Annotated in this window: 12 protein-coding genes; 8 read left to right on the forward strand and 4 right to left on the reverse strand. The window is 74.6% G+C overall.

The annotated features are described in order from the left end of the window. Positions 1-138: 138 nt before the first annotated feature. On the forward strand, positions 139-1,017 hold the full coding sequence (locus AC6EXY_RS09605; RefSeq protein ID WP_101833580.1) for an ATP-binding protein: 879 nt from the start codon (positions 139-141) through the stop codon (positions 1,015-1,017). On the opposite strand, the gene AC6EXY_RS09610 is transcribed toward AC6EXY_RS09605, so the two are convergent. Continuing rightward, positions 998-2,440: an alanine racemase gene (locus tag AC6EXY_RS09610; RefSeq protein WP_101833579.1), complete on the reverse strand. Its 1,443-nt coding sequence runs from the start codon at positions 2,438-2,440 to the stop codon at positions 998-1,000. The two genes, AC6EXY_RS09605 and AC6EXY_RS09610, sit on opposite strands and share 20 nt — an antisense overlap. 227 nt (positions 2,441-2,667) lie before the next feature. On the opposite strand from AC6EXY_RS09610, the gene AC6EXY_RS09615 reads away from it, so the two are divergent. The 6 genes from AC6EXY_RS09615 to AC6EXY_RS09640 are packed head-to-tail and all read left to right on the forward strand — an operon-like array spanning position 2,668 to position 12,801. After that, complete coding sequence (locus tag AC6EXY_RS09615; protein WP_101833578.1) at positions 2,668-4,110, forward strand: diaminobutyrate--2-oxoglutarate transaminase family protein; 1,443 nt, start codon at positions 2,668-2,670, stop codon at positions 4,108-4,110. After that, positions 4,107-5,684 carry a pyridoxal phosphate-dependent decarboxylase family protein gene (locus AC6EXY_RS09620; protein WP_101833577.1) on the forward strand — a complete coding sequence of 526 codons (1,578 nt, stop codon included), beginning with the start codon at positions 4,107-4,109 and terminating at the stop codon, positions 5,682-5,684. The genes AC6EXY_RS09615 and AC6EXY_RS09620 overlap by 4 nt, the downstream gene beginning before the upstream one ends. Then, entirely contained in the window at positions 5,681-7,582 is a 1,902-nt protein-coding gene (locus AC6EXY_RS09625) for an IucA/IucC family protein (RefSeq protein WP_101833576.1), read from the forward strand. The genes AC6EXY_RS09620 and AC6EXY_RS09625 overlap by 4 nt, the downstream gene beginning before the upstream one ends. Beyond that, on the forward strand, positions 7,579-9,135 hold the full coding sequence (locus AC6EXY_RS09630; RefSeq protein ID WP_101833575.1) for a lysine N(6)-hydroxylase/L-ornithine N(5)-oxygenase family protein: 1,557 nt from the start codon (positions 7,579-7,581) through the stop codon (positions 9,133-9,135). The genes AC6EXY_RS09625 and AC6EXY_RS09630 overlap by 4 nt, the downstream gene beginning before the upstream one ends. Next, a complete protein-coding gene (locus AC6EXY_RS09635; protein WP_499817003.1) occupies positions 9,132-11,261 on the forward strand; it encodes an IucA/IucC family protein in 2,130 nt (709 codons plus the stop codon). The genes AC6EXY_RS09630 and AC6EXY_RS09635 overlap by 4 nt, the downstream gene beginning before the upstream one ends. Before the next feature lie 25 nt (positions 11,262-11,286). Continuing rightward, complete coding sequence (locus AC6EXY_RS09640) at positions 11,287-12,801, forward strand: glutamine synthetase family protein (RefSeq protein WP_499817029.1); 1,515 nt, start codon at positions 11,287-11,289, stop codon at positions 12,799-12,801. 28 nt (positions 12,802-12,829) lie between these two features. Here the strand turns inward: AC6EXY_RS09640 and AC6EXY_RS09645 are convergent, their stop codons facing one another. Continuing rightward, the gene (locus AC6EXY_RS09645) at positions 12,830-15,241 is read right to left on the reverse strand and encodes an MMPL family transporter (protein WP_101833573.1); all 2,412 of its coding nucleotides are present in this window, start codon (positions 15,239-15,241) and stop codon (positions 12,830-12,832) included. A gap of 117 nt (positions 15,242-15,358) precedes the next feature. On the opposite strand from AC6EXY_RS09645, the gene AC6EXY_RS09650 reads away from it, so the two are divergent. Then, complete coding sequence (locus AC6EXY_RS09650; RefSeq protein ID WP_101833572.1) at positions 15,359-16,099, forward strand: TetR/AcrR family transcriptional regulator; 741 nt, start codon at positions 15,359-15,361, stop codon at positions 16,097-16,099. A 30-nt stretch (positions 16,100-16,129) separates the two neighbouring features. Here AC6EXY_RS09650 and AC6EXY_RS09655 read toward each other — a convergent pair whose 3' ends face one another. Then, a complete protein-coding gene (locus tag AC6EXY_RS09655; RefSeq protein WP_101833571.1) occupies positions 16,130-17,200 on the reverse strand; it encodes a glycosyltransferase family protein in 1,071 nt (356 codons plus the stop codon). Positions 17,201-17,770: 570 nt separating this feature from the next. Continuing rightward, positions 17,771-20,221 (reverse strand): bifunctional diguanylate cyclase/phosphohydrolase, encoded by a 2,451-nt coding sequence (locus AC6EXY_RS09660; RefSeq protein WP_499817004.1) that lies wholly within the window; start codon positions 20,219-20,221, stop codon positions 17,771-17,773. Between the last annotated feature and the right edge of the window lie 109 nt (positions 20,222-20,330).

A 20,330-nucleotide genomic window follows, 5' to 3' on the forward strand; every position in this document is an offset into this window, starting at 1 on the left:
GCAGGTCGGCCGCGCCCGGCAAGATCGAATGCCCGGCTGGCATCGACACAAGCGTCGCGATCCGGATACCGACGCTTCAATCCGCCCCCAGCGGGTACACCGAAACTCGATGTCCTCGTTGTTCAGGCTTGGTGGTCGATGAGCGCGTCTTCGGTACCGATGGACGTGGTGCGGCAGGCAACGTCAAGTTGCCCACCCGCGACCCACATCCTCGCCGAGCTTCCCTATCTTCCCTCCGCCGTCCCGCAGGCCCGCCGGGTGCTGCGGGAGGGCATACGGCTCGCTCGGCTTCCCGAGGATGTCCGCGGCACGGCGGAGCTGCTCGTCAGCGAGCTGGTGACGAACGCGGTGAAGTACGGCGAACCACCGCTGTGGCTGTTCATCGAGATGCGGCCCGGGCTGATCCACGCCTCGGTGTCCGACACCTCGACCGCGCTGCCGCAGCGGCGCACCGCCGCTCCCGACGCCGAGGGCGGCCGTGGCCTGCTCGTCCTCGACGCGCTGGCCGGCAGCTGGGGGACGGTGGCCGCCGAGGGCGGCAAGTACCTGTGGTTCGACCTGCCGGTGCCGGTCGTCCCCCCGGGCCCCGCACTTGACGCGGACGGCGCGGTGGTGCCACGTCCGACGGATCCGCACGGTGGTCCGGATCCCCGTGGCAGGGGCGCCGAGATCGTGCCGGACCCGGCCGCGTCACCCGATGCCGGTGACGCCCAGCCCGGGGCGAGTCGAGGATCCCCCGGCCGCGGTCCCACCGGTCACGGACCCTCCGGCCGGGGTCCCAATGGCCGCGGTTCCGCCGGTCACGGCGCCGCCGGTCACGGATCGGCGAGGCCCGGGTCCGCCCGATCAGCGGGCTCCCCGGCGGACTCGTCGCCGGATGGGGAGTCCGCGCCGCCGCGGGCCGCCCTGCTGTCGTCCGCTCCCGCGCGTGACCGCCTGCCCGGCGTGGGGTCGCCGGCCGGGCGCCGAGCGGGCATGCGGGGCACGTCCAACACGATCACGACCCGGCTGTTGTGAGGCCGCCGCGCGCCGTCGGCACCGTCCGCACGGCGAGGCGGTGGGGCCGCGGATGGCCGAGGAACTCGGCGAGGGCGAACTCATAGCCGTACGCCCCGGCCATGGGAAAGACGACGACGTCCCCAGGACGCACCGGGCCTACCAAAATGTCGCGGGCGAGGGTGTCCTCCGGGGTGCACAGCTCCCCGACGACCGTGACCGGGCGGTCATCGCGCGCCACCGCGCCCTCAGGCCGGTGCTGGCCCGCGGGCGCCGGGCAAGGGACGACCGCGAAGTTGTGCACGATCTCCCAGGAGGTCGGCAGGGCGAAGTGGTGGATGCCGCCGCGCAGGACGAGGAAGTCCGTCCCGTACGAGTGCTTGACGTCGACCACCTCGGCGGCGTACCAGCCGCAGTCGGCGACGAGCAGCCGTCCGGGTTCGAAGAGCACGCGGGCCCCGGCGGGCACCGGGAGCCGGGCCAGGCCGGCACCGAAGCGTTCCAGGTCGAAGGGGCGCTCGCCGCGCCGGTCCGGCTCGAACGGCACTCCGAAGCCACCGCCCACGTCGATCACGCGCAGGTCGATCCCGGCGGCCGCGGCGGCCCGCCCGGCGAAGTCGAGGCACCATCGCACATAGTCCAGATGGGCGTCCGCGTCGAGGTTGCCGGACACGGCGTGCACATGGAATCCCACCACCCGCAGCTGGGGCAGGGCCGCGGCCACCGCGAGGACCGCCGGCACCTCCGGCTCGGGCACGCCGAACGCGCTGGGTCGCCCACCCATCTGGAGGGCACCGGCAAGCCGCACCCGGGCCGGGTTCACCCGCACCGTGACGGTGGCCGGCCGGCCCAGCCGGGCCGCCACCGCCGCCAGTCGCCGCAGCTCGCCCACGCTCTCCACGTTGACCACCGCCTCGGCCTCGACCAGCGCGGCCAGCAGCGCCGCGGACTTCGCCGGCCCGGACGCCACCAGCCGGGGCGAGCGGGCGGGGTCCACCCGGCGAAAGGCGGCCAACGCCGCCCGCACCTCCCGCTCGGACGAGACCTCGAACCCCTCCACCCCACCGGGCCCGCCCGCCCTGGCAGCGCCGCCCGCCGCGACAGCGCTGTCCGCCCCGGCAGCGCTGTCCGCCCCGGCAGCCGCAGCGGCGTCGCTCGGACCGTCCGCCGCCGCGGGGCTGTCCGGACCGCGCAGCAGCGCGTCGAGCACCGAAGGGTAACCGTTCGCCTTCACCGCGTAGTAGACCTCGGCCCACCCCGGCAGGCAGGAACGCAGGGCGGCGGCGTTGCGCGCCGCGACGGCCGGATCATAGAGGTAGACGCTCGTCTCCTCGTCCTCGTCCTCGTCCTCGCCGTCGCGGGCGCGCACCGCCGCCAGCACCTCGGCCGGCAGCCGCTCCGCCCGCAACGCGCGCAGTCCCCCCGCGGACGGTGGCAGATCCATCTGGCGGCCTCCTCACCTTGCGCACTCCCGGGCGGGAGAGCCGGCGAGGCGCCGAGCTCGTCCCAGGAGCTGCGATTTCGCGACGACGCGGGGCGTCGGGGCGGACTATGAGAGGCATCCCCCGCCGGTGCTCCGCGCTACCCCGACTTCGCTGGTAGCGACGATCATCCCGCTTCTTAGGTTAGGCTCCCCTCCACCTGACCCGCGTCGAAAGGAAGTCGCCCGATATGACGATTTCCACCCGAAACGGCGCGAACGTCGGCCGGATCGCCCCCGCCGTGGACCCGGTCGGCATCCTCGAGCGGCAGCAGGCGCGGGAGTCCGCCGCCCGTACCTACGCGCGCACCCTCCCGATCGTGCCGGTCCGCGCGCAGGGCTCCGTGATCCACGGCGCGGACGGCCGCACCTACCTGGACTGCCTGTCCGGCGCCGGCACGCTCGCGTTGGGGCACAACCATCCCGACGTCGTCCGGGCCATCACGGACACCCTCGCGAGCGGCGCGCCACTGCACACTCTCGACCTCGCGACCCCGGAGAAGGACGCGTTCACCGAGGAACTGCGCGGCTGCCTGCCGTCGGGGCTCGGCGACGACGTCAAGCTGCACTTCTGCGGCCCGAGCGGCGCCGACGCGGTGGAGGCGGCGATCAAGCTCGCCCAGACGGCGACCGGCAACCACACCATCCTCGCGTTCACCGGTGGCTACCACGGCATGACGGCGGGTGCGCTGGCGGTGACCGGCAACGTCGCCGTCAAGAGCCCGCTGCCGCCGGGTGGCTCGGTGGTACGGCTGCCGTTCCCCCACCCGTACCGGTGCCCGTTCGGGGTGGGTTCCGGCCCCACCCGCACGGCCGGGCCGGACGGCGTCGAGCTCTCCCTGCGCTACATCGAGCGGCTGCTGGATGATCCACTCGGCGGCGTGACCAGCCCGGCCGGGCTCATCGTCGAGGCCGTCCAGGGCGAGGGCGGGGTGGTGCCGGCGCCCGACCACTGGCTGCGCGCCATCCGCGAGATCACCCGGCGGCGGGGCATCCCGCTCATCCTGGACGAGGTGCAGACCGGGGTCGGCCGCACCGGGCGCCTCTGGGCCACCCAGCACAGCGGCATCGCGCCCGACATCCTCGTGATGTCCAAGGCGATCGGCGGCGGGCTGCCGATGGCGGTCATCGCCTACCGGGCCGAGCTGGACGGCTGGGCGCCGGGCGCGCACACCGGCACCTTCCGCGGCAACCAGCTCGCGATGGTGGCGGGCACGGCGACGCTGCGCCGGGTGCGCGCCGACCGGCTCGACGAGCAGGCCGGCCGGCTCGGCGCGCGTCTGCTCGCGGGCCTGGTGGACATCGCGCGGGAGTACTCGCAGGTGGGCGACGTCCGCGGCCGTGGCCTGATGCTCGGCGCGGAGATCGTGGATCCGTCCGGGCCGGCGGACACCGTCGGCGCGCGTCCCGCCGACCCGCGGCTCGCCGCGGCCGTACGCTCGGAGTGCCTGCGCCGCGGCCTGATCGTCGAGCTCGGCGGGCGGCACAGCGCGGTCGTGCGGCTCCTACCGCCGCTGACCATCACCCCGGACCAGGTCGAGCGGGCGCTGTCGATCCTCGCCGACGCGATCGGCGCGGCCGTCCGGTCCCACCCCGACCTCCATGTCGACGAGTCCGGACGCGGGATCCGGTGACCGGACCGCCCGGCTCCGACCCGGATCTCACCGAGCTCGTCGACGTGGTCCTGGCCGCGCTGGCGGACGGTCGCCGCCGCCGGGGCGGCCCTCTGCCCGCCGGCGGCCCCGGGCGGGTGCGCGCGGACGTCCGGGACGCGCTGGGCGCCTCCCTCGACCGGGCCATGGTGATCCCCGCTATCGGCGACGGGCCCGCGGTGGCCCTGGCCCGGTTGACGGGTGCGCTCGCCGCCGGCTCGGCCGATCCGGCGGACCCCCGGTGCGCCGCCCATCTGCACTGCCCCCCGCTCGCCGTGGCGGTCGCCGCCGACCTCGCGGTCAGCGCGCTGAACCCGTCGCTGGACTCGTGGGACCAGGCGCCGGCGGCGACCACCATCGAGACTGAGGTAATCGCCGCGCTCGCGCGCCTCGTCGGCTTCGATCCCGCGCTCGCCGCCGGCACGATCACCACCGGCGGGACCGAGTCCAACCTCATGGGCCTGCTGCTCGCCCGGGACGCCGCGCGGAGGCCGACGATCCGGGTGTTCCGCTCGGCCGCCGCGCACCTGTCGGTCGACCGCGCCGCCGCCGTGCTCGGCCTGGACGACCCGCCGGTGCTGGCCGTGCCCACCGACGAGCGGGACCGGATGCGGGTCGACCTGCTACGCCGGGCGCTGGCCGAGCACGCGGGGCCCGCCGTCGTCGTCGCCACGGCGGGTACGACCGACGCCGGCGCCGTCGACCCGCTGCCGGAGATCGCCGCGGCCGTCGAGGAACATCGTCTCCGGCTGTGCGGGCAGGCGCGCGCGCATCTCCCGAACGGCGCGGGCCCGGCCGGTCATCCGGCGGCCTTCGGCTGGCTGCACGTGGACGCCGCCTACGGCGGTGGCGTGCTGTTCTCCAAGCGGCTGGACGGCCTGCTCGCGGGCATCGCCCAGGCGGACTCGGTGGCGCTCGACCTGCACAAGCTGGGCTGGCAGCCGATTCCGGCCGGCGTCTTCCTCACCCCCCGCCCGGACGGCTGGCCGAGCCTGCGGGCCCCGGACGCGGAGTACCTGCGCTCCGACGACGACGAGGCGGCCGGCTTCACCAGCCTGCTGGACCGCTCGCTGCGCACCACTCGGCGGGCCGACTCCTTCCCGATCGCGGTGACGCTGCGGGCGCTCGGCCGCGACGGACTCGGCGCCCGCGTCGACGCCTGCCACGAGCTCGCCCGGCACGCCGAGCGGACCATCCGCGCCGAACCCCGGCTCGAGCTCGCGCACCCGGTCACCCTGACCACGGTCGTCTTCCGCTACCGTCCGCCCGCTCCGACCGGGCCAGGCGGCGGCCGCGAGAGCGAGCGCCACCGCGAGAGCGCGAGCCCGGCGGCACTGGACACACTCAACGCCGGCATCCGGCGCGCGCTGCTCGTCGACGGCCGGGCGGTGGTGGGCCGGACGCGGGTGGGGCCCGACCGGGCGATCCACCTGAAGCTGACCCTGCTCAATCCGGAGGCCACCCCCGCCGATGTCGACGCGCTGATCGGACTCGTCCTCGCGACCGGCGACCGGCTGAGCGCGGGGGACGCCCCCGCCGGTCGGGCCAGCCGATGACCGGCGGCGAGCCGCCCGCCGCCACGGACGTCGCCGACGACGTCGCTCTGGAGACCCTGCTGCGCTGCTGGCTGCGCGAGGCCGGAATCGACCTTCCCCCGGGCGCTCGGACGGCCCGCTTCGAGCTGCCTGCCTCGGGCCTGTCGGTCCGCGCCGCCATCAGCCACCGGTCGGTCTGCGGGTGGCACCGGTTCGGCCCGGTCGAGCTGGTGTCCCCCGGCGGCGAGCCGTCGACGCTCGACGCGGGCCTGCTCGCGGCCCTGCTCGTGCGGGAGGTCACCGCGGCACGGGGCCTGCCGGCCGCCGCCGGCACCGAGGCGCTCGGCCGGATGATCGACTCTGCTCGGCGCATCGCCGGCCACCTCGAGGCCCGCCGGGCGGCGGGGACCCGAACGGGCCAGCGGCCACCGCCGTTCCTGGCCGCCGAGCAGGCGTCGGTCAGCGGCCATCCGTTCCACCCGGCGGCGCAGAGCCGGCAGGGCGCGTCGGATCGGGCGATGGCGGTGTACTCCCCCGAACGGGCCGGGTCCTTCGCGTTGCACTGGTTCGCCGCCCATCCCGACGCCGTCGCCACCTCCGGGACGGCACCGCGACTGGGCACGGCTGTCCGGCGGTCCGGCGACACCGCCGCGACCGCGCGCCGCCCCGCTGTCGGCTCCATGCCCGAGTGGGAGGGGGGACACCGCCAGGCCGGGCTCGCCGAGCTGCTCGCGGACCTGTCCGGTGGCGTCGACGTCCCGCCCGGCTACCTGATACTGCCCGCACACCCGTGGCAGGCGGCGGAGCTGACGGGACGCGGCGAGGGAGCGGCCGCCGAGCTGCTCGCCGACGGGCGTCTGGTCGACCTCGGCGTGTCCGGGCCGCGCTGGTACCCCACGACGTCCCTGCGGACGGTCTGGCGGCCGGACAGCCCGGTCATGCTCAAGCTCTCCCTCGGGCTGCGCATCACGAACTCGCGGCGGGTCCTCCAGCTCGGGGAGCTGCGCCTGGCGGAGATGGTCAGCCGCCTGTTCGACGCCGGCCTCGGCGACCCGCTCGCCGCCCGTCACCCGGCGTTCCACCTGATCGGGGAGCCCGCGTGGGTGGCGGTGACCCATCCGGACCGGCCGGCGGCGCGGGCCGCGATCGGGCTGGAGACCGCCGTCCGCGTCAACCCGTTCGGCGCCACCGACCGGGCGGTGTGCCTGTCGGCGCTCGTCGCCGCCCGGCCGGACCTCGCGGCGGACAGCCGGGGCCGGGCCCGCGCGGCGATGCTGCCGGTGCTCCTGCTCCGCCGGGCCGAGCGCGGCAACGAGCCGGTGGAGGACCTCGCGGTGAGCTGGTTCGAGCGGTACCTGGCCGTCCTGGTCGCCCCGGTGCTCGACCTCTACCTGCGCTGTGGGGTGGGGGTCGAGGCACACCTGCAGAACACCCTGCTGACGGTGGACGCCGACGGCTGGCCCGTCGCCGGCTGGTACCGCGACAGCCAGGGCTACTACGTGACGGCGTCGGCGGCCGCCAGCGCGCAGCACCTGATCCCCGGCTGTGCCGACGGCCTCGATCTCGTCTTCGACGACGACCTGGTGGCCGAGCGGGTCGCCTACTACCTGATCATCAACAACGTCCTCGCCGTCGTCGGGGCGCTGGGGGCCGCCGGTGTCGCCGACGAGCACCGTCTGCTCGGACGGGTACGGGCGCTGCTCACCCGGCTCGCCGACCCCGCCCGTCCGGACCAGGAGCCGGACCGCGTACCCGCCGGCCGGCTCCGGCTGGCGCACACCCTGCTCACCGCCGCGACGCTGCCCTGCAAGGCCAACCTGCGCACCTGCGTCGACGGCCGGGACGAGCTGACGGGGCCGGTGGCCACCCAGTCGGTCTACGTACGGATCACCAACCCCCTGCTGGAGGCCGCACCGTGACGTCGCGCATCCCCTTCCCGTCCGATGACCCGCCGCCGGGCGCGGTGGTCGTGCCGGCGTCGCGCGGCGACCGGGACGACCGGGACGACCCGGTCCACGACCTCGTGGGCATCGGGCTGGGTCCGTTCAACCTGTCGCTCGCCGCGCTCGCCGACGGGGTGCCGGGCCTGCGCGCCGCGTTCTTCGACCAGGCGCCGGTGTTCAGCTGGCATCCGGGGCTGCTGCTGGACGGCGCCACCCTGCAGGTGCCGTTCCTGGCCGATCTGGTCACCCTCATCGACCCGACCAGCCCGTGGTCGTTCCTGGCCTACCTGCGGGCCCACGACCGCCTGTTCCGCTTCTACTTCTACGAGCGGTTCCACATCCCCCGCCGCGAGTACGACGCCTACTGCCGATGGGTCGCCGACAGTCTCGCCAGCACCCATTTCGGGGTGCGGGTGGACGCGGTCCGCTGGGACGCGCAGGCGGGGCTGTTCCGCATCGCGCTGAGCCGCTGCGCACCCCCGGCCGGGGCCTCACCCGACGAGACGGCCCGCGACGAGATGGGGCGCGACGAGACGGGGCGCGGGGCCGCCTGGTCGACGCGGGTGGTGTCGGCGCGGCATGTGGTCCTCGGGATCGGCACCGAGCCGAGCGTGCCCGCCGCCTTCGCCGCGGTCAGCCCGCTCCGGGCGTTCCACGCGGCGCGGTATCTGGAACGACGCGCGGACCTGGCCCCGCTCGGGCGGGTCGCCGTGGTCGGTTCGGGCCAGTCGGGCGCCGAGGTGTTCGCCGACCTGCTCCGCGCCCAGCGGCCCGAGCGCCAGCACCTCACCTGGATCAGCCGCACGCCCGCGTTCGCCCCGATGGAGTACTCCAAGCTGGGCCTCGAGCAGTTCACCCCCGACCACGTCCGCTACTTCCACGGCCTGCCACCGCGGCGCCGGGACGCCCTCGTGCCCGCCCAGTGGCAGCTGCACCGGGCCATCGACGTGGACACGATCGGGCAGATCTACGACGTGCTCTACGAGCGGACGATCGACGGCGCCGACGCCGCCGCCACCCTGCTGCCCGGCGTCGAGGTACGCGCCGCCGCCCAGGCCGCGCCGGACGGGCCGATCACACTGACCTGCCACCACCGCGACCAGGACCGCCACTTCACCCTGACCGCGGACGCGATGGTGCTGGCGACCGGGTACGCCCCCCGCCGGCCGGCACCGCTCGACCCGGTGGCCGACCGGTTCGACCTCGACGGCCAGGGCCGCTTGCGCATCGACCGCCGCTACCGGGTGGCGACGGACCCGGAGCTGACCGGCCGCGTCTACGTGCAGAACGCCGAGCTGCACACCCACGGGGTCGGCGCGCCGGACCTCGGGCTGGGCGCCTGGCGCGCCGCGGTGATCCTCGACGACCTGACCGGTGGGCGCGCCCACCGGCTCCCGCCGCCGTCCGCGTTCACGACGTTCGGCGCCCCCACCGAACCGGACCAGGCCCACCCCGATCCGGGCGGCCCCCGATCGGGCCAGGCCGGCGCCGCCGGGCATGACGCCGTCCTGCACGAGGCCAACCGTTGACCCACGCCACGGAGGGCCGGACCCGGCCGGGGGCGGCCGGCTGGCAGCGGGCCGGCCGCGCGCTGCTGACCCGCCTGCTCGCCGAGCTGGCCTATGAGGAGCTGCTCTCGCCCGAACCGGACGAGCCGGAGGACCATGCCGCGATCTCCCAGGATCCTCCCCCGATCGGGCGGGGCCCCAGCCGCGGCTACCGGGTCTCGGCCGCCACGGCCGTCTATCGGTTCCGCGCCCGGCGGGGCACCTTCGGCTCCTGGTGGATCGACCCGGCCAGCCTGCGCCGCACGGCCGCCGGCACCCGCGCGGCCGGGGCGGTTGACGCCGCCGGGACGCACGGCACCGTTGACCCGCATCACGCCACCCCGACGGTCGACGGGGCGGACGTCGACGCGGCGGACACGGTCGCGGCGGAGGACACGGTCGCGGCGGAGGACACGGAGAGCGCGGACGACCCGGTCCGCTTCCTGCTCGACGTCCGGGAGCTGCTCGGCTGGAGCGACGACGTCCTCGCCGACGTGGTGCGCGACCTCGTCGCGACCCAGACGGCCGACGAGCGCCTGCTGGCCACCGCACGGTCGGCCGCGGAGCTCGCCGACCTGCCCTTCGCCGCGCTGGAGGGCCATCAGTCGGGCCACCCCTGCCTCGTCGCGAACAAGGGTCGGCTCGGCCTCGGCGCCGCGGTCGACCGATATACCCCCGAGGCTCGCGCGCCGTTCCGGCTGCGCTGGGTGGCCGCACATCCGCGCCTCGGGATCTTCCACGCGATCGGAACCGGCGAGTCCGATCCGGACCCCGGTGACCCGCGGCGAAGCGGCGACGGTGCTCCCCGCCCGCCGGTGGCCGGTCCCGGGCCGACGCACGCCGACGGCACCGCCCGATCGGACCAGGCGGCGTTGCTGCGCGAGGAGCTCGACGAGCCGACCCGCGCCCGGTTCACCGACGCCCTGGCCCGCGCGCTGGCGGACACCACCCTCGCGGGGCTGGCCGCGGACTACGTGTGGCTGCCCGTGCATCCGTGGCAGTGGGAGAACGTGATCGTGCCGATGTTCGCCGCCGAGCTCGCCGCCGGCGGGCTGGTCCCGCTGGGCGAGGCGCCGGACCGCTACCTCCCCCTGCAGGCGGTGCGCACCCTCGCCAACGTGGACCACCCGGAGCGCCGCAACGTCAAGCTGGCGCTGATGATCCGCAACACTCTGGTGTGGCGCGGGATGTCGGCGGCGGACGCCGCGGCCGGCCCGGCCGTGTCCCGCTGGCTGCTCGACCTGCGGGAGTCCGACCCGTTCCTGCGGGACGTCACCGCGGTGCTGCCGCTGCCCGAGGTGGCCGGCGCGGCGGTGACCCATCCGGTCTACGGCACCCTGCCCGGGGCGCCCTACCGGCTGCACGAGCTGCTCGGGGTGCTCTGGCGCGATCCGGTGGAGGGGCTGCTGGCCCCGGGCGAGCGGGTCCGCAGCCTCGCGTCGCTGCTCATGGTCGGCTCGGACGGACGGGCGCTGGTCACCGAGCTGGTGGCCCGGTCGGGCCGGCCCGCACGGGCGTGGATCTCGGCGCTGCTCACCTCGCTGCTGCCACCGCTGCTGCACTACCTCTGTCGCTACGGCGTCGCGTTCACCCCGCACGGCGAGAACGTCCTGTGCGTGTTCGACGCGGACGGCCTGCCCTGCCGAATCGCGATCAAGGACTTCGGCGCCGACATCGAACTGGTCGAGGGCGTCCCTGCACAACCGTCGGGTCTGTCCGCGCCGGTCGAGCGGTACTGCCGTCGCTGGCCGGGCCGGGTGCTGGCGCACTCGGTGCTGTCCGCCGTGTTCGCGGGCCACTTCCGCTACTTCTCGGTGCTGGTGGCGGATCATCTCCGGGTCGAGGAGGAGGAGTTCTGGCGACTCGTCCGGCACGAGGTCGACGAGTACCACGGGCGCTTCCCGCAGCTGCGTGACCGCTTCGAGGACGTCGCCCTGCTCCGTCCGGCCTTCGAGCGGGTCTGCCTGAACCGCGAGCAGTTCGCGGGCGCCGGGTTCCACGACCGGGCGGATCGCGACGGCGGGTTCGACCTGATGGACGGGACGGTCGTGAACCCGGTGGCGATCGTCCCGGCGGGCGGGACACCGCCCGAACCGGCGGCACCGTGAAACGAACGGAGTAGACGTGACGTCGATGCCGGCATCGATCCCACCCGCCCGCTCGGAGCGGCCGCCCGTGCCCGCCGTGCCCAGCGCGCCCGCCTCACCCGCCCTGCCGGCCGTGGCGGATCTGCGGGAGCTGCTGACCGGCGCCGACCCGGTCGACGAGGTCATCGTCGCCACCGTCGATCTGCAGGGCAGGCTGGTCGGCAGCTGTGTGTCCCCCGAGCACCTGTCCGGGGAGGTGCTCGGCCAGGGACTGGGCGCCTGCACCTATCTGCACGCGGTCGACGTCGACATGCGGCCGGACAACGGCGGGTATCCACGCACCCCCTGGTACGACGGCTTCGGCGACCTGCGGCTGCGGCCGGACCTGACCAGCCTGCGCCGGGCCCCCTGGCGGCACGCCTCGGCCGTGGTCATGGCGGACGCCTTCTGGCCCGACGGTTCCCCGGTGGACGTGGCCCCCCGCTCGGTGCTGCGCCGCCAGCTCGACGCGCTCGCCGACGCCGGCCTGTCCGCCCACGCCGGCACGGAGCTGGAGTTCCTGGTCTTCCGCGAGTCCTACCGGCGGGCGGCGCGGCGCTCGTGGTCGGGCCTGACCCCGGCCAGCCGCTACAACATCGACTACGCGCTGTTCGGCACCGAGGACCTCGACGAGCTCACCCGCCGCATCCGGCAGGCGATGGCCGGCGCGGGCATCGCGGTCGAGTCGGCCCGGGGGGAGGTCCATCCGGGCCAGTACGAGATCGTCTTCCGGTACGCCGACGCGCTGCGCGCCTGCGACAACCATGCCCTGTACAAGACGACCGCGAAGAAGCTGGCCGCCGCCGCCGGCCAGGCGCTGACCTTCATGGCCAAGTACGACACGGGCGAGGGCAACTCGTGCCACGTCCACCTGTCGCTGCGGGCGGTGGACGACGGCACGCCGGTCTTCGCCGCGTCCCCCGCACGGGCCGGCGCCGGCGCGGCGGACCGGTCACCGTCCACCGTCCAGCCGACCGCGCCTGGGGGTGCCCCGCACGGCACGGACGGGATGTCGCCGATGATGCGGTCGTTCGTCGCAGGGCAGCTGGCGTGCATGGCGGACTTCACGTTGCTGTTCGCGCCGAACGTCAACTCCTACAAGCGGCTGGCGCCGGGTGCGTTCGCGCCGACGGGCGTCAGCTGGGGCCGGGACAACCGCACCTGCGCGGTGCGGGTCGTCGGTGCCGGCGGCGGGCTGCGCATCGAGCACCGGGTGCCCGGCGGCGACGCCAACCCCTACCTGGCCGTCGCCGGCATGATCGCGGCCGGCCGCCACGGGATCGAGCGGAATCTGACGCTCGAACCCGGCCGGGTCGGCAATGCCTTCACCATGCCGGACCTGCCGCCGCTGCCCTCGACGCTGCGCGAGGCCGTCGACCGGTGGCGGTCCAGCCCGCTCGCCGAGGCGGCCTTCGGCGAGCGGGTGGTCGCCCATCTGGCCCACGCGGGCGAGGTGGAGCTGGCCAGCTACGAGCGGACTGTCACCGACTGGGAGCTGCGGCGTGGCTTCGAGCGCTTCTGACCCGCGGCCAGCCGCGCTCGCCGGGGGCTCAGCCCGCGGACGGCCGTGCCTCGCTGACCACGCCGGGCGCCGGGGCGTCGCTCGCCGCGTCGCGCTGGGCCGGGGCGCTCGGCACGGCCGGCGGCTGGTACTCGTGCAGCCCGATCCGGTCATGCAGGTACCGCAGCGGGCGCGGCGCCCACCAGTTCGCGCCGCCCGCGACGCGCATCAGCGCCGGGACGAGCACCCCCCGGATGAGGGTGGCGTCCAGGATGATGGCGAGCGCGGTGCCGATCCCGAACATCTGTATGAACCGCACCGACGACGTCCCGAACGCGATGAAGGTGACCGCGAGCAGCGCGGCGGCGGTGCTCACGATCCGGCCCACCCGGGCCAGGCCCGCGGTGACCGCCTCGGCGTTGTCGGCCCCGGCGTCGTGCGCCTCCTTGATCCGGGAGAGCAGGAAGACCTCATAGTCCATCGACAGGCCGAAGGCGATGCAGAACAGCAGCACCGGCATGGAGGTGTCGAGCGGCCCCGGGGTGAAGTCGAGCAAGCCGGACAGGTGGCCGTCACTGAAGATCCACACCGAGGCGCCGAACACCGCGCACAGTGTGAGCCCGTTGAGCACGATCGCTTTGATCGGCAGCAGGACGCTGCCGGTGAACAGGAACAGCAGCACGCAGGTCGCCAGCGCGATCAGGCCCAGGGCGAGCGGCAGCCGGTCGGCGATGGTGTCCTTGCCGTCCACCAGGACGGCGGGCGCGCCACCGACGAGCGCGGTCGTGGCCGCCGGCGGCGGGACGTCCCGGGCGGCCCGGGCGAGCGCCTGCGCGCGGCCGGAGGCGTAGTCCACCGCGGGGACGACCTGCAGCATGTCGGCGCCGGGCGCGGTGAACCGGGCGCTGGTCGGATCGGGGGGCAGCGTCCGCTGGCCCCGGATGTAGGTGCCAAGCGCGCTGTCCACCCGGGCCACGTCGGGCAGCCGCGACAGGTCGGCGGCGTAGCCGGCGAGCACCGTGCGGTCGACCGAGCCGGTGTCCCGCGCCCGTACGACCACGTCGAGCGCGCCACTGAGGTCGGCGGGGAACTGCTCGCGCAGCGCGTCCCCGACGGTCCGGCTGGACGCGGAGCCCGGTTGCAGCACCCGGTCGTCCGGCGTGCCGAAGTTGACGTGCAGGAACGGAGCACCGAGCACGAGCAGCACCGCGATCACCGGCAGTCCGGTCAGGACCGGGCGGCGCATGACCGACGCGGCCACCCACCGCCAGAACCGCGACTCCGCGGCCTCGCGCACCTCGCCCCCACGGGCCACGCCCTCCGCCGCGCAAGCGCCCTCCCCCACGGCACCGCCCGCCGTCACGGAACCGCCCGCCGTCACGGAACCGCCCGCCGTCACGGATCCGGCCCGCCGAGCGCGGCGGCGGCGCGCCAGCCCGATCAGGCCACCGACGCGCAGCGCGTTCACCCGCTCACCGAGGAGCATCAGCAGGGCGGGCAGCGCGACGACCGCCGCGGCGACCGCCACCAGCGTCACGGAGATGCCCGCGTACGCCATCGACTTCAGGAAGAACGGCGGGAACAGCAGCATGACGGCCAGCGCCACGATCACCGTCGCGCCGCTGAACAGGATCGTCCGCCCGGCGGAGCGGACCGTCACCGCGATCGCGTCCGCCCGGTCGCGACCGGCGGCGAGCTCCTCACGGAACCTGCTGACCATCAGCAGGGAGTAGTCGATGCCCAGGCCGAGGCCGAACGCGGTCGCCAGGTTCACCGCGAAAATCGAGACGTCGGTCAGGCTGCCGATCACCGACAGCGCGGCGAAGCCACCGACGACGCCCAGCAGCCCGATGCCCAGCGGCAGCAGCGCGGCGACCACGCCGGCGAAGGCCAGCACCAGCAGCACCAGGGTGACGGGGATCGCGATCGACTCGGCGACGGCGAGGTCGCTCGCGACCTGCGCGCCGATGTCCTCGCCGACGGCCGCCGCACCCCCCGCCCGAACGGTCACCGCCGGTGACTCATTCCTCGCGGACTGGTAGCGGTCGACGATGTCGGCCGCCTGGTCGTCGTCCTTCACGCTGGCCACGACCAGGCCGGACAGCCCGTCACGGGAACGCATCGCGGTCCCGCCGCCGGTCCAGTACGAGACCACGTCCCGGGCGCCCGGCTGGGACCGCAGGTCGGCCGTGACCGCGCGGCCGGCGGCGGCGACCGCGGCGTCGTCGGCGTCGCCCGTGCGGGCGGTGACGAGCAGCAGCACGTTCGGGTGACCGCCGAAGTGGGCGTCCATCTCGTCCGCGGCCCGGGTCGACTCCGATGCCGGATCGTCGAAGCCCCCGTTCTGCAGCTTCCCGAAGGCAGTGGACGCGAGCACGCCCCCGCCGAGGAGCAGGACGACGGTGACGACGAGTACCAGGCGTGGTCGGCGCGTGACAAGCGCCACCAAGGGAGAGAACACGGAATCCTCCACAGATGGGGCGACCTTAGAGAGAACAGTGTTCGCGACTGGCGTTCATGTCAAGGGCGCCCTGACGCATAATTGACAGCGTTCACACTCTGAGCGGAGCATGACGCCGTGAGTAGTCCGATCCCTCGCCGCGAGCGCCTGCGGCAAGCCACCCTCGACGAGATCAAGCGGACGGCCCACGCCCAGCTGGCCGAGCTCGGTGCCGGCGGACTGTCCCTGCGGGGGGTGGCGCGCGCGATGGGCATGGCCCCCTCGGCCCTCTACCGCTACGTCGAGAGCCGCGAGGTGCTGCTGACAGAGCTGGCCGCGGACGCCTTCGGCTCGCTGGCCGACGCGCTGACCGACGCGTTCGACGCCGCCCCCGCGGACCGGCACATGGACCGCTGGCTGGCCGTGGCCCGGGCGCATCGGCGCTGGGCCCTGGACCACGCGATCGAGTACGCCCTGATCTTCGGCCCGCAGGTCCCCGCCAGCAGCTACTGCGAGGGGCGGGTGGCCCAGGAGCTGCGGCGGTCGGTGACGGTGCTGTTCCGGTGCATGAGCGAGGCGATCGAGGCGGATCTCGTCGACGCCAGCCACGTCGACGCCGAACTCACCCCCACGATGCGGGCCAGCCTGCGGGCCTGGTCCCACGACCACGGGATGGCGGTCATCGGCGAGGCCGAGATGGCCGTGTGCCTCGCGGTGTGGACCCAGCTGCACGGGTTCCTGGCGCTCGAGGTGTTCGGGCACCTCCCGATGGCGCTCAACGACCCCGAGGAGCTCTTCGACCGGCAGATGGCCGACGCCTTCGCGCAGGCGTACCGGCAGGAGAAGGCGGCGGGGCCGCGTGCCCCCGTCGGTGGATGACGGGGAACACGCGGCCCGGGCGGCGCCGCGTCAGGCCGAGGTGCGCATCCGCCGGCCGAGGGCGTCCAGGGCCACCCGCCGGGAGCTCTTGATCTCCGGCAGCCGAGCCTGGTAGGCGGGAACCGTGGCGAGTGGCTGATAGAAACCGAGCCGCGGCACGAAGTCCGTGTCGTCGTAGCCCGACGGCCGGTGCAACGCGTAGGTGCGACCCGGGAAAAGCAGATCGTAGTTGTCCGCGATCTGCCAGATAGCGACGTGGGGATCGACCCGCCGGCGCTGGAAGTACGCCTCGAGCACATCGATTGTGAAACTGATCTCATGGAACTGCTTCACCAGCGCGTGGTAATGCTGGCCGACCTGGTACTTGATCGGCAGCTCGATCTGCAGGCTGTCCGAGTAGTCCAGGAGATCGAGCGCCAGAACCTTGAGGGACGTCTCCACCCCGTAGCCGCGGGAGAAGGCCAGCGCCGCGAAGACGTCCGCGTCGATCACGAACTCCCCGATGAGCGGCTGAATCGTCCGCGTGATCGACGGGACGTACCGGGCAAGTTGTTTCGACAACAACGAGCGGAGCATCTCGGTGGTTCGGCCACCGGGCCGACCGTCACCCGTCACCCGCCGTGAGCTGCCATTCACGAACAGCGGCGCGCTGCCGGCGGTCGTCGCGGCGGCCAGAACACCAACAGTATACGGATCGTAGCTTTCCAGATCCGCGTCGTGAAAGATCAGCCGATTGCCGAAGGCGAGGTACGCGAGACTCCGCATCGCGCCGGCCTTGCCTCCGGTCGACGGCAGTTCCCGACCCGCGTGCCGCTCCAGGACGGACTGCCCGCGGGCGACCCAGGTCGCTCCCGCGTCCGTCGCGATCCGCACCAGGTCGTGCTCGTCCCCGTCCGAGGTCGGATCGACGATCACGCCGATCTCGTCCAGCACACCGCGTTCCTGCATCCACCGTTGACGGTTCTGCGCGATGATCTCGCCGAGGTTCCGAGCCGCGTCCGGACCACGCGCCGGGATCAGCAGACTCAGGGTGATGCCCTTGGCGAGCTTGTCCGCCTCGATCGCGTCGAGGTCGAGGCTGGTGGGTTCGAGCGTTTGCACGGACGCCCCTCTCTCATGACCTTTCTTGGGTACGGACAGCCCGTACCGGTGACGACGCCCTCGGGTCAGCCGCGGGAGTTGTGGGCGATATCACGCGGAGCGGGCGATGATTCGCCTCGTCTCCCGGACCGCATGATTACCGCCTCCGCCCACAGCGTCTTGCCTGCCCCGCCGTTTCCGGTACCTCCCAGACGCTCGGGCTCACCGTCCACTGCGGGCGGCCCCGGGCATGGCCGATCGGGCTCATGCCAGGTGCTGGAGCGTCAAAGTATGGGTCTTGCGGCCGAATCCGTCACTCCCCCTCTTCACGGCCGGCATCAATCCGCGTTAATGGACATGGGCACGATCACACCGCGCCGCCTGAATCAGGGTCGTCCGCACACCCGGCTACGACGAGTGCCCGATCGGGCGCGCGGTGCGCCTGGTCAGGGCCCGTCTGGAGAGAACTACCCGCATGCCGGCCAGGCGATGCCAGGACGCCCTCCCCCCGCCCGGGCCGGACGCGGATGACATCAACCCCACCACGGACGTGTCGGGAAACACACGGTCTTTCCGCACCGCACCCGCGGATCAGGGGCTGGCGCCGGCTCCGGACCTGATCGGGCCGTCGACGCCCGACCGGCGGTGCCACCTGGCCGGGGCGGGGGTCGGCGGATCATCCGGCTGGGACCGGCCCACCCGCCGCTGGGCCTCCAGGGCGAGGAAGACATCCACGACATCGGGGTCGAACTGGGTGGCGCGTGCCGCCCGCAGCTGCTCACGGGCGGCCGCGGCACTCATCGGGCCCCGCTCGCCACGGCCACCCCGCATCGCCGCCCAGGCGGTGCAGACGGCCAGCACCCTCGCCTCCGTCCGGATCCGCGGTCCGGAGACGCCGGTGGGGTAGCCGCCGCCGGCGAACCACTCGCGCTGCTGCGCGACGATCTCCGCCTCGGCGCGCAGGTCGGGGAGCCGGGCGAGCAGACTGGCCCCCATCACGGGATGCATCCTGATCAGCCGCCATTCCTCAGCGTCAAGGGGGCCGAGCCGGCCCAGGGCCTCCGGCGGCAGGAGGATCTTGCCCACGTTGTGCAACCGCGCCGCCCGCCGCGCCCGACGCTGAGGTCCGGCGGCGTAGCCGAGCGCGGTCAGCACCTCGCCCAGCCAGCAGGCCACCGCGGACCCGTCCACCCGAGGCGTGTGCCACTCGTCCACCTGCGCGGCGACCTGGCAGAGGCTCTCGACGGCATCGAGAGATCGCCGCGGTGCGCCGCGCAGCAGCGGCGTCAGCGCCGCGGTGACGGCGTAGGTGGCCGCCTCCACGGCCGCGGACTCGGGCAGGACCATGGCGATCCCGCCCGGCCGCGGGACGCGCGGGAGATGCGGCTCCGGCGCCCGCGTCCGGGCCGACGCTGGCATCTGGGTCGACGCCGGCAGTCGGGCCGGTACCCGCGTCCGGGTCGGCGCCGGTCCAGGCGCCGCCGGCGCGCGGGCCGTCGTCGGGCCCACCGCCACCGAGCCGATCGCGATCCGGTTCCGCCCGGCGTCCTTCGCCGCGTACAGCGCGCGGTCCGCCACGGCGACCAGGGCGAACACGTCGGCGGCGTGGTCCGGCAGCAGCGCGCCGCCCACGGAGACCGTCACCGGCACCGGCCGGGGCGGCGCGGCGTCCCGATCGCCGCTGGGCGGGGGGATCCGCATTGGCTCACGGGCGATGCCGAGCCGCAGCCGCTCGGCGATGTCCGCCAGCGCCTCGGCCCGGACGTCCATGGCCAGCAGCGCGAATTCCTCACCTCCGTAGCGGGCCACGACATCCCCCGGTCGGGTCACCGCGAGCAGGCGGCGGGCCACCTCGGTGAGCACGCGGTCGCCCGCCGGGTGGCCGAAGCGGTCGTTGACCGACTTGAAGTGGTCGACATCGACCAGCAGCAGTCCCATCGCCGTTCCGGAATCGCGGGCCCGCCGGGCGGCCACCCGCATCTCGGCCTCCAGGTACCGCCGGGTGTGCAGACCGGTCAGGCCATCCGTGATCGCCAACCGGCGCTGGTCGGCTTCCATCTGCGCCATCCGAGCGATGATCAGCAGCACGATCGCCGCCACCGCCACCGCGATCACCAGCGTGTCCGGGCCACCGCCGCGGGCGGCCTCGATCCCGAGCGTGACCGGCCCGACCAGACCGACGGCGCAGACGAGGACCAGCCCGCGCCCGGCCCGCACGGGTGGCGCCGACGGCGCGCCTCGATGGCCGCCCGGGACCGCGAGCCCGCCGCGGACGGGATGCAGAGCGGCGATGATCAACAGCAGCGCGCTCACCGACCAGCCGAGATCTCGACCGGCGAGCAGGCCGGCTGCGGCGGGCAGGTGCCGGCCGGGGTCATCCGCGCGATGGGCGTACATGCCGACGGTGTCCGCGAGCAGGGCGGCGAGCAGGCCACCGGCGAGCGCCGACACCGCCGGGGACGGCTCGCGGTCGGAGGCGAGCAGCAGGATGGCCGCCGCGGCCACCACGAGACCGACGCCGGTACACAGCGCCGGCACGAGACCGGCACCCGACACTCCGTGCGCGCGCAGGACCGGTCCGACCAGGCAGGTCCAGGCAAGCAGGACTCCGCCCGCGAGCAGCAGGGCGGTATCCAGCAGCGCCACCCGGTCACGCAGGGCGCCCCGCGCGCGCAGCAGGGCCACCAGACCCGCCGCCGTGAGCGGGTAGTGCGCGGCGACCAGCACGTCCCTGGTCGTCGCGGACACTATGACGGAGTCCACCTGGGACAGGCCCAGGAGGACGGCGGCCGTCCCGGCGTATACCAGTTGGCCGGCCACGAGCAGGAGCCATCCACGCGCGTCGCCGGGAGTGCCGCGCGAGCGCAGGACGAGCAGCGCGCCGGTGGCCGACAGCCCGAGCACGAGCTTCACCACGAGCCGGAGGCAGAGACCGGCCCCGCACGCGGGCAGCAGGACGGACATGGCGGCCGCGAGCGCGGCGACGACCGGGACGGCGAACCAGGCACGGGCGAGCCAGGTCCGTCCGGGGGGATTCGGCATCACCCGACGGGTGGGAGCGCGGGATCCGTTCGGGACGGCGACGGCACCGGTGCCGTCGCGATGGGGCCGCCCGGCCGGGAGCCGGTGCGCTCCCCGGATGGAGGGATGC

The organism is Frankia sp. RB5 (assembly GCF_059816245.1).

What these genes read in the sequence shown, in the direction of transcription:
- AC6EXY_RS09605 (WP_101833580.1), top strand. Translation starts at nt 139, where the DNA reads ATGAGCGCGTCTTCGGTACCGATGGACGTGGTGCGGCAGGCAACGTCA.
- AC6EXY_RS09610 (WP_101833579.1), bottom strand. Translation starts at nt 2,440, where the DNA reads ATGGATCTGCCACCGTCCGCGGGGGGACTGCGCGCGTTGCGGGCGGAG.
- AC6EXY_RS09615 (WP_101833578.1), top strand. Translation starts at nt 2,668, where the DNA reads ATGACGATTTCCACCCGAAACGGCGCGAACGTCGGCCGGATCGCCCCC.
- AC6EXY_RS09625 (WP_101833576.1), top strand. Translation starts at nt 5,681, where the DNA reads ATGACCGGCGGCGAGCCGCCCGCCGCCACGGACGTCGCCGACGACGTC.
- AC6EXY_RS09640 (WP_499817029.1), top strand. Translation starts at nt 11,287, where the DNA reads ATGCCGGCATCGATCCCACCCGCCCGCTCGGAGCGGCCGCCCGTGCCC.
- AC6EXY_RS09660 (WP_499817004.1), bottom strand. Translation starts at nt 20,221, where the DNA reads ATGCCGAATCCCCCCGGACGGACCTGGCTCGCCCGTGCCTGGTTCGCC.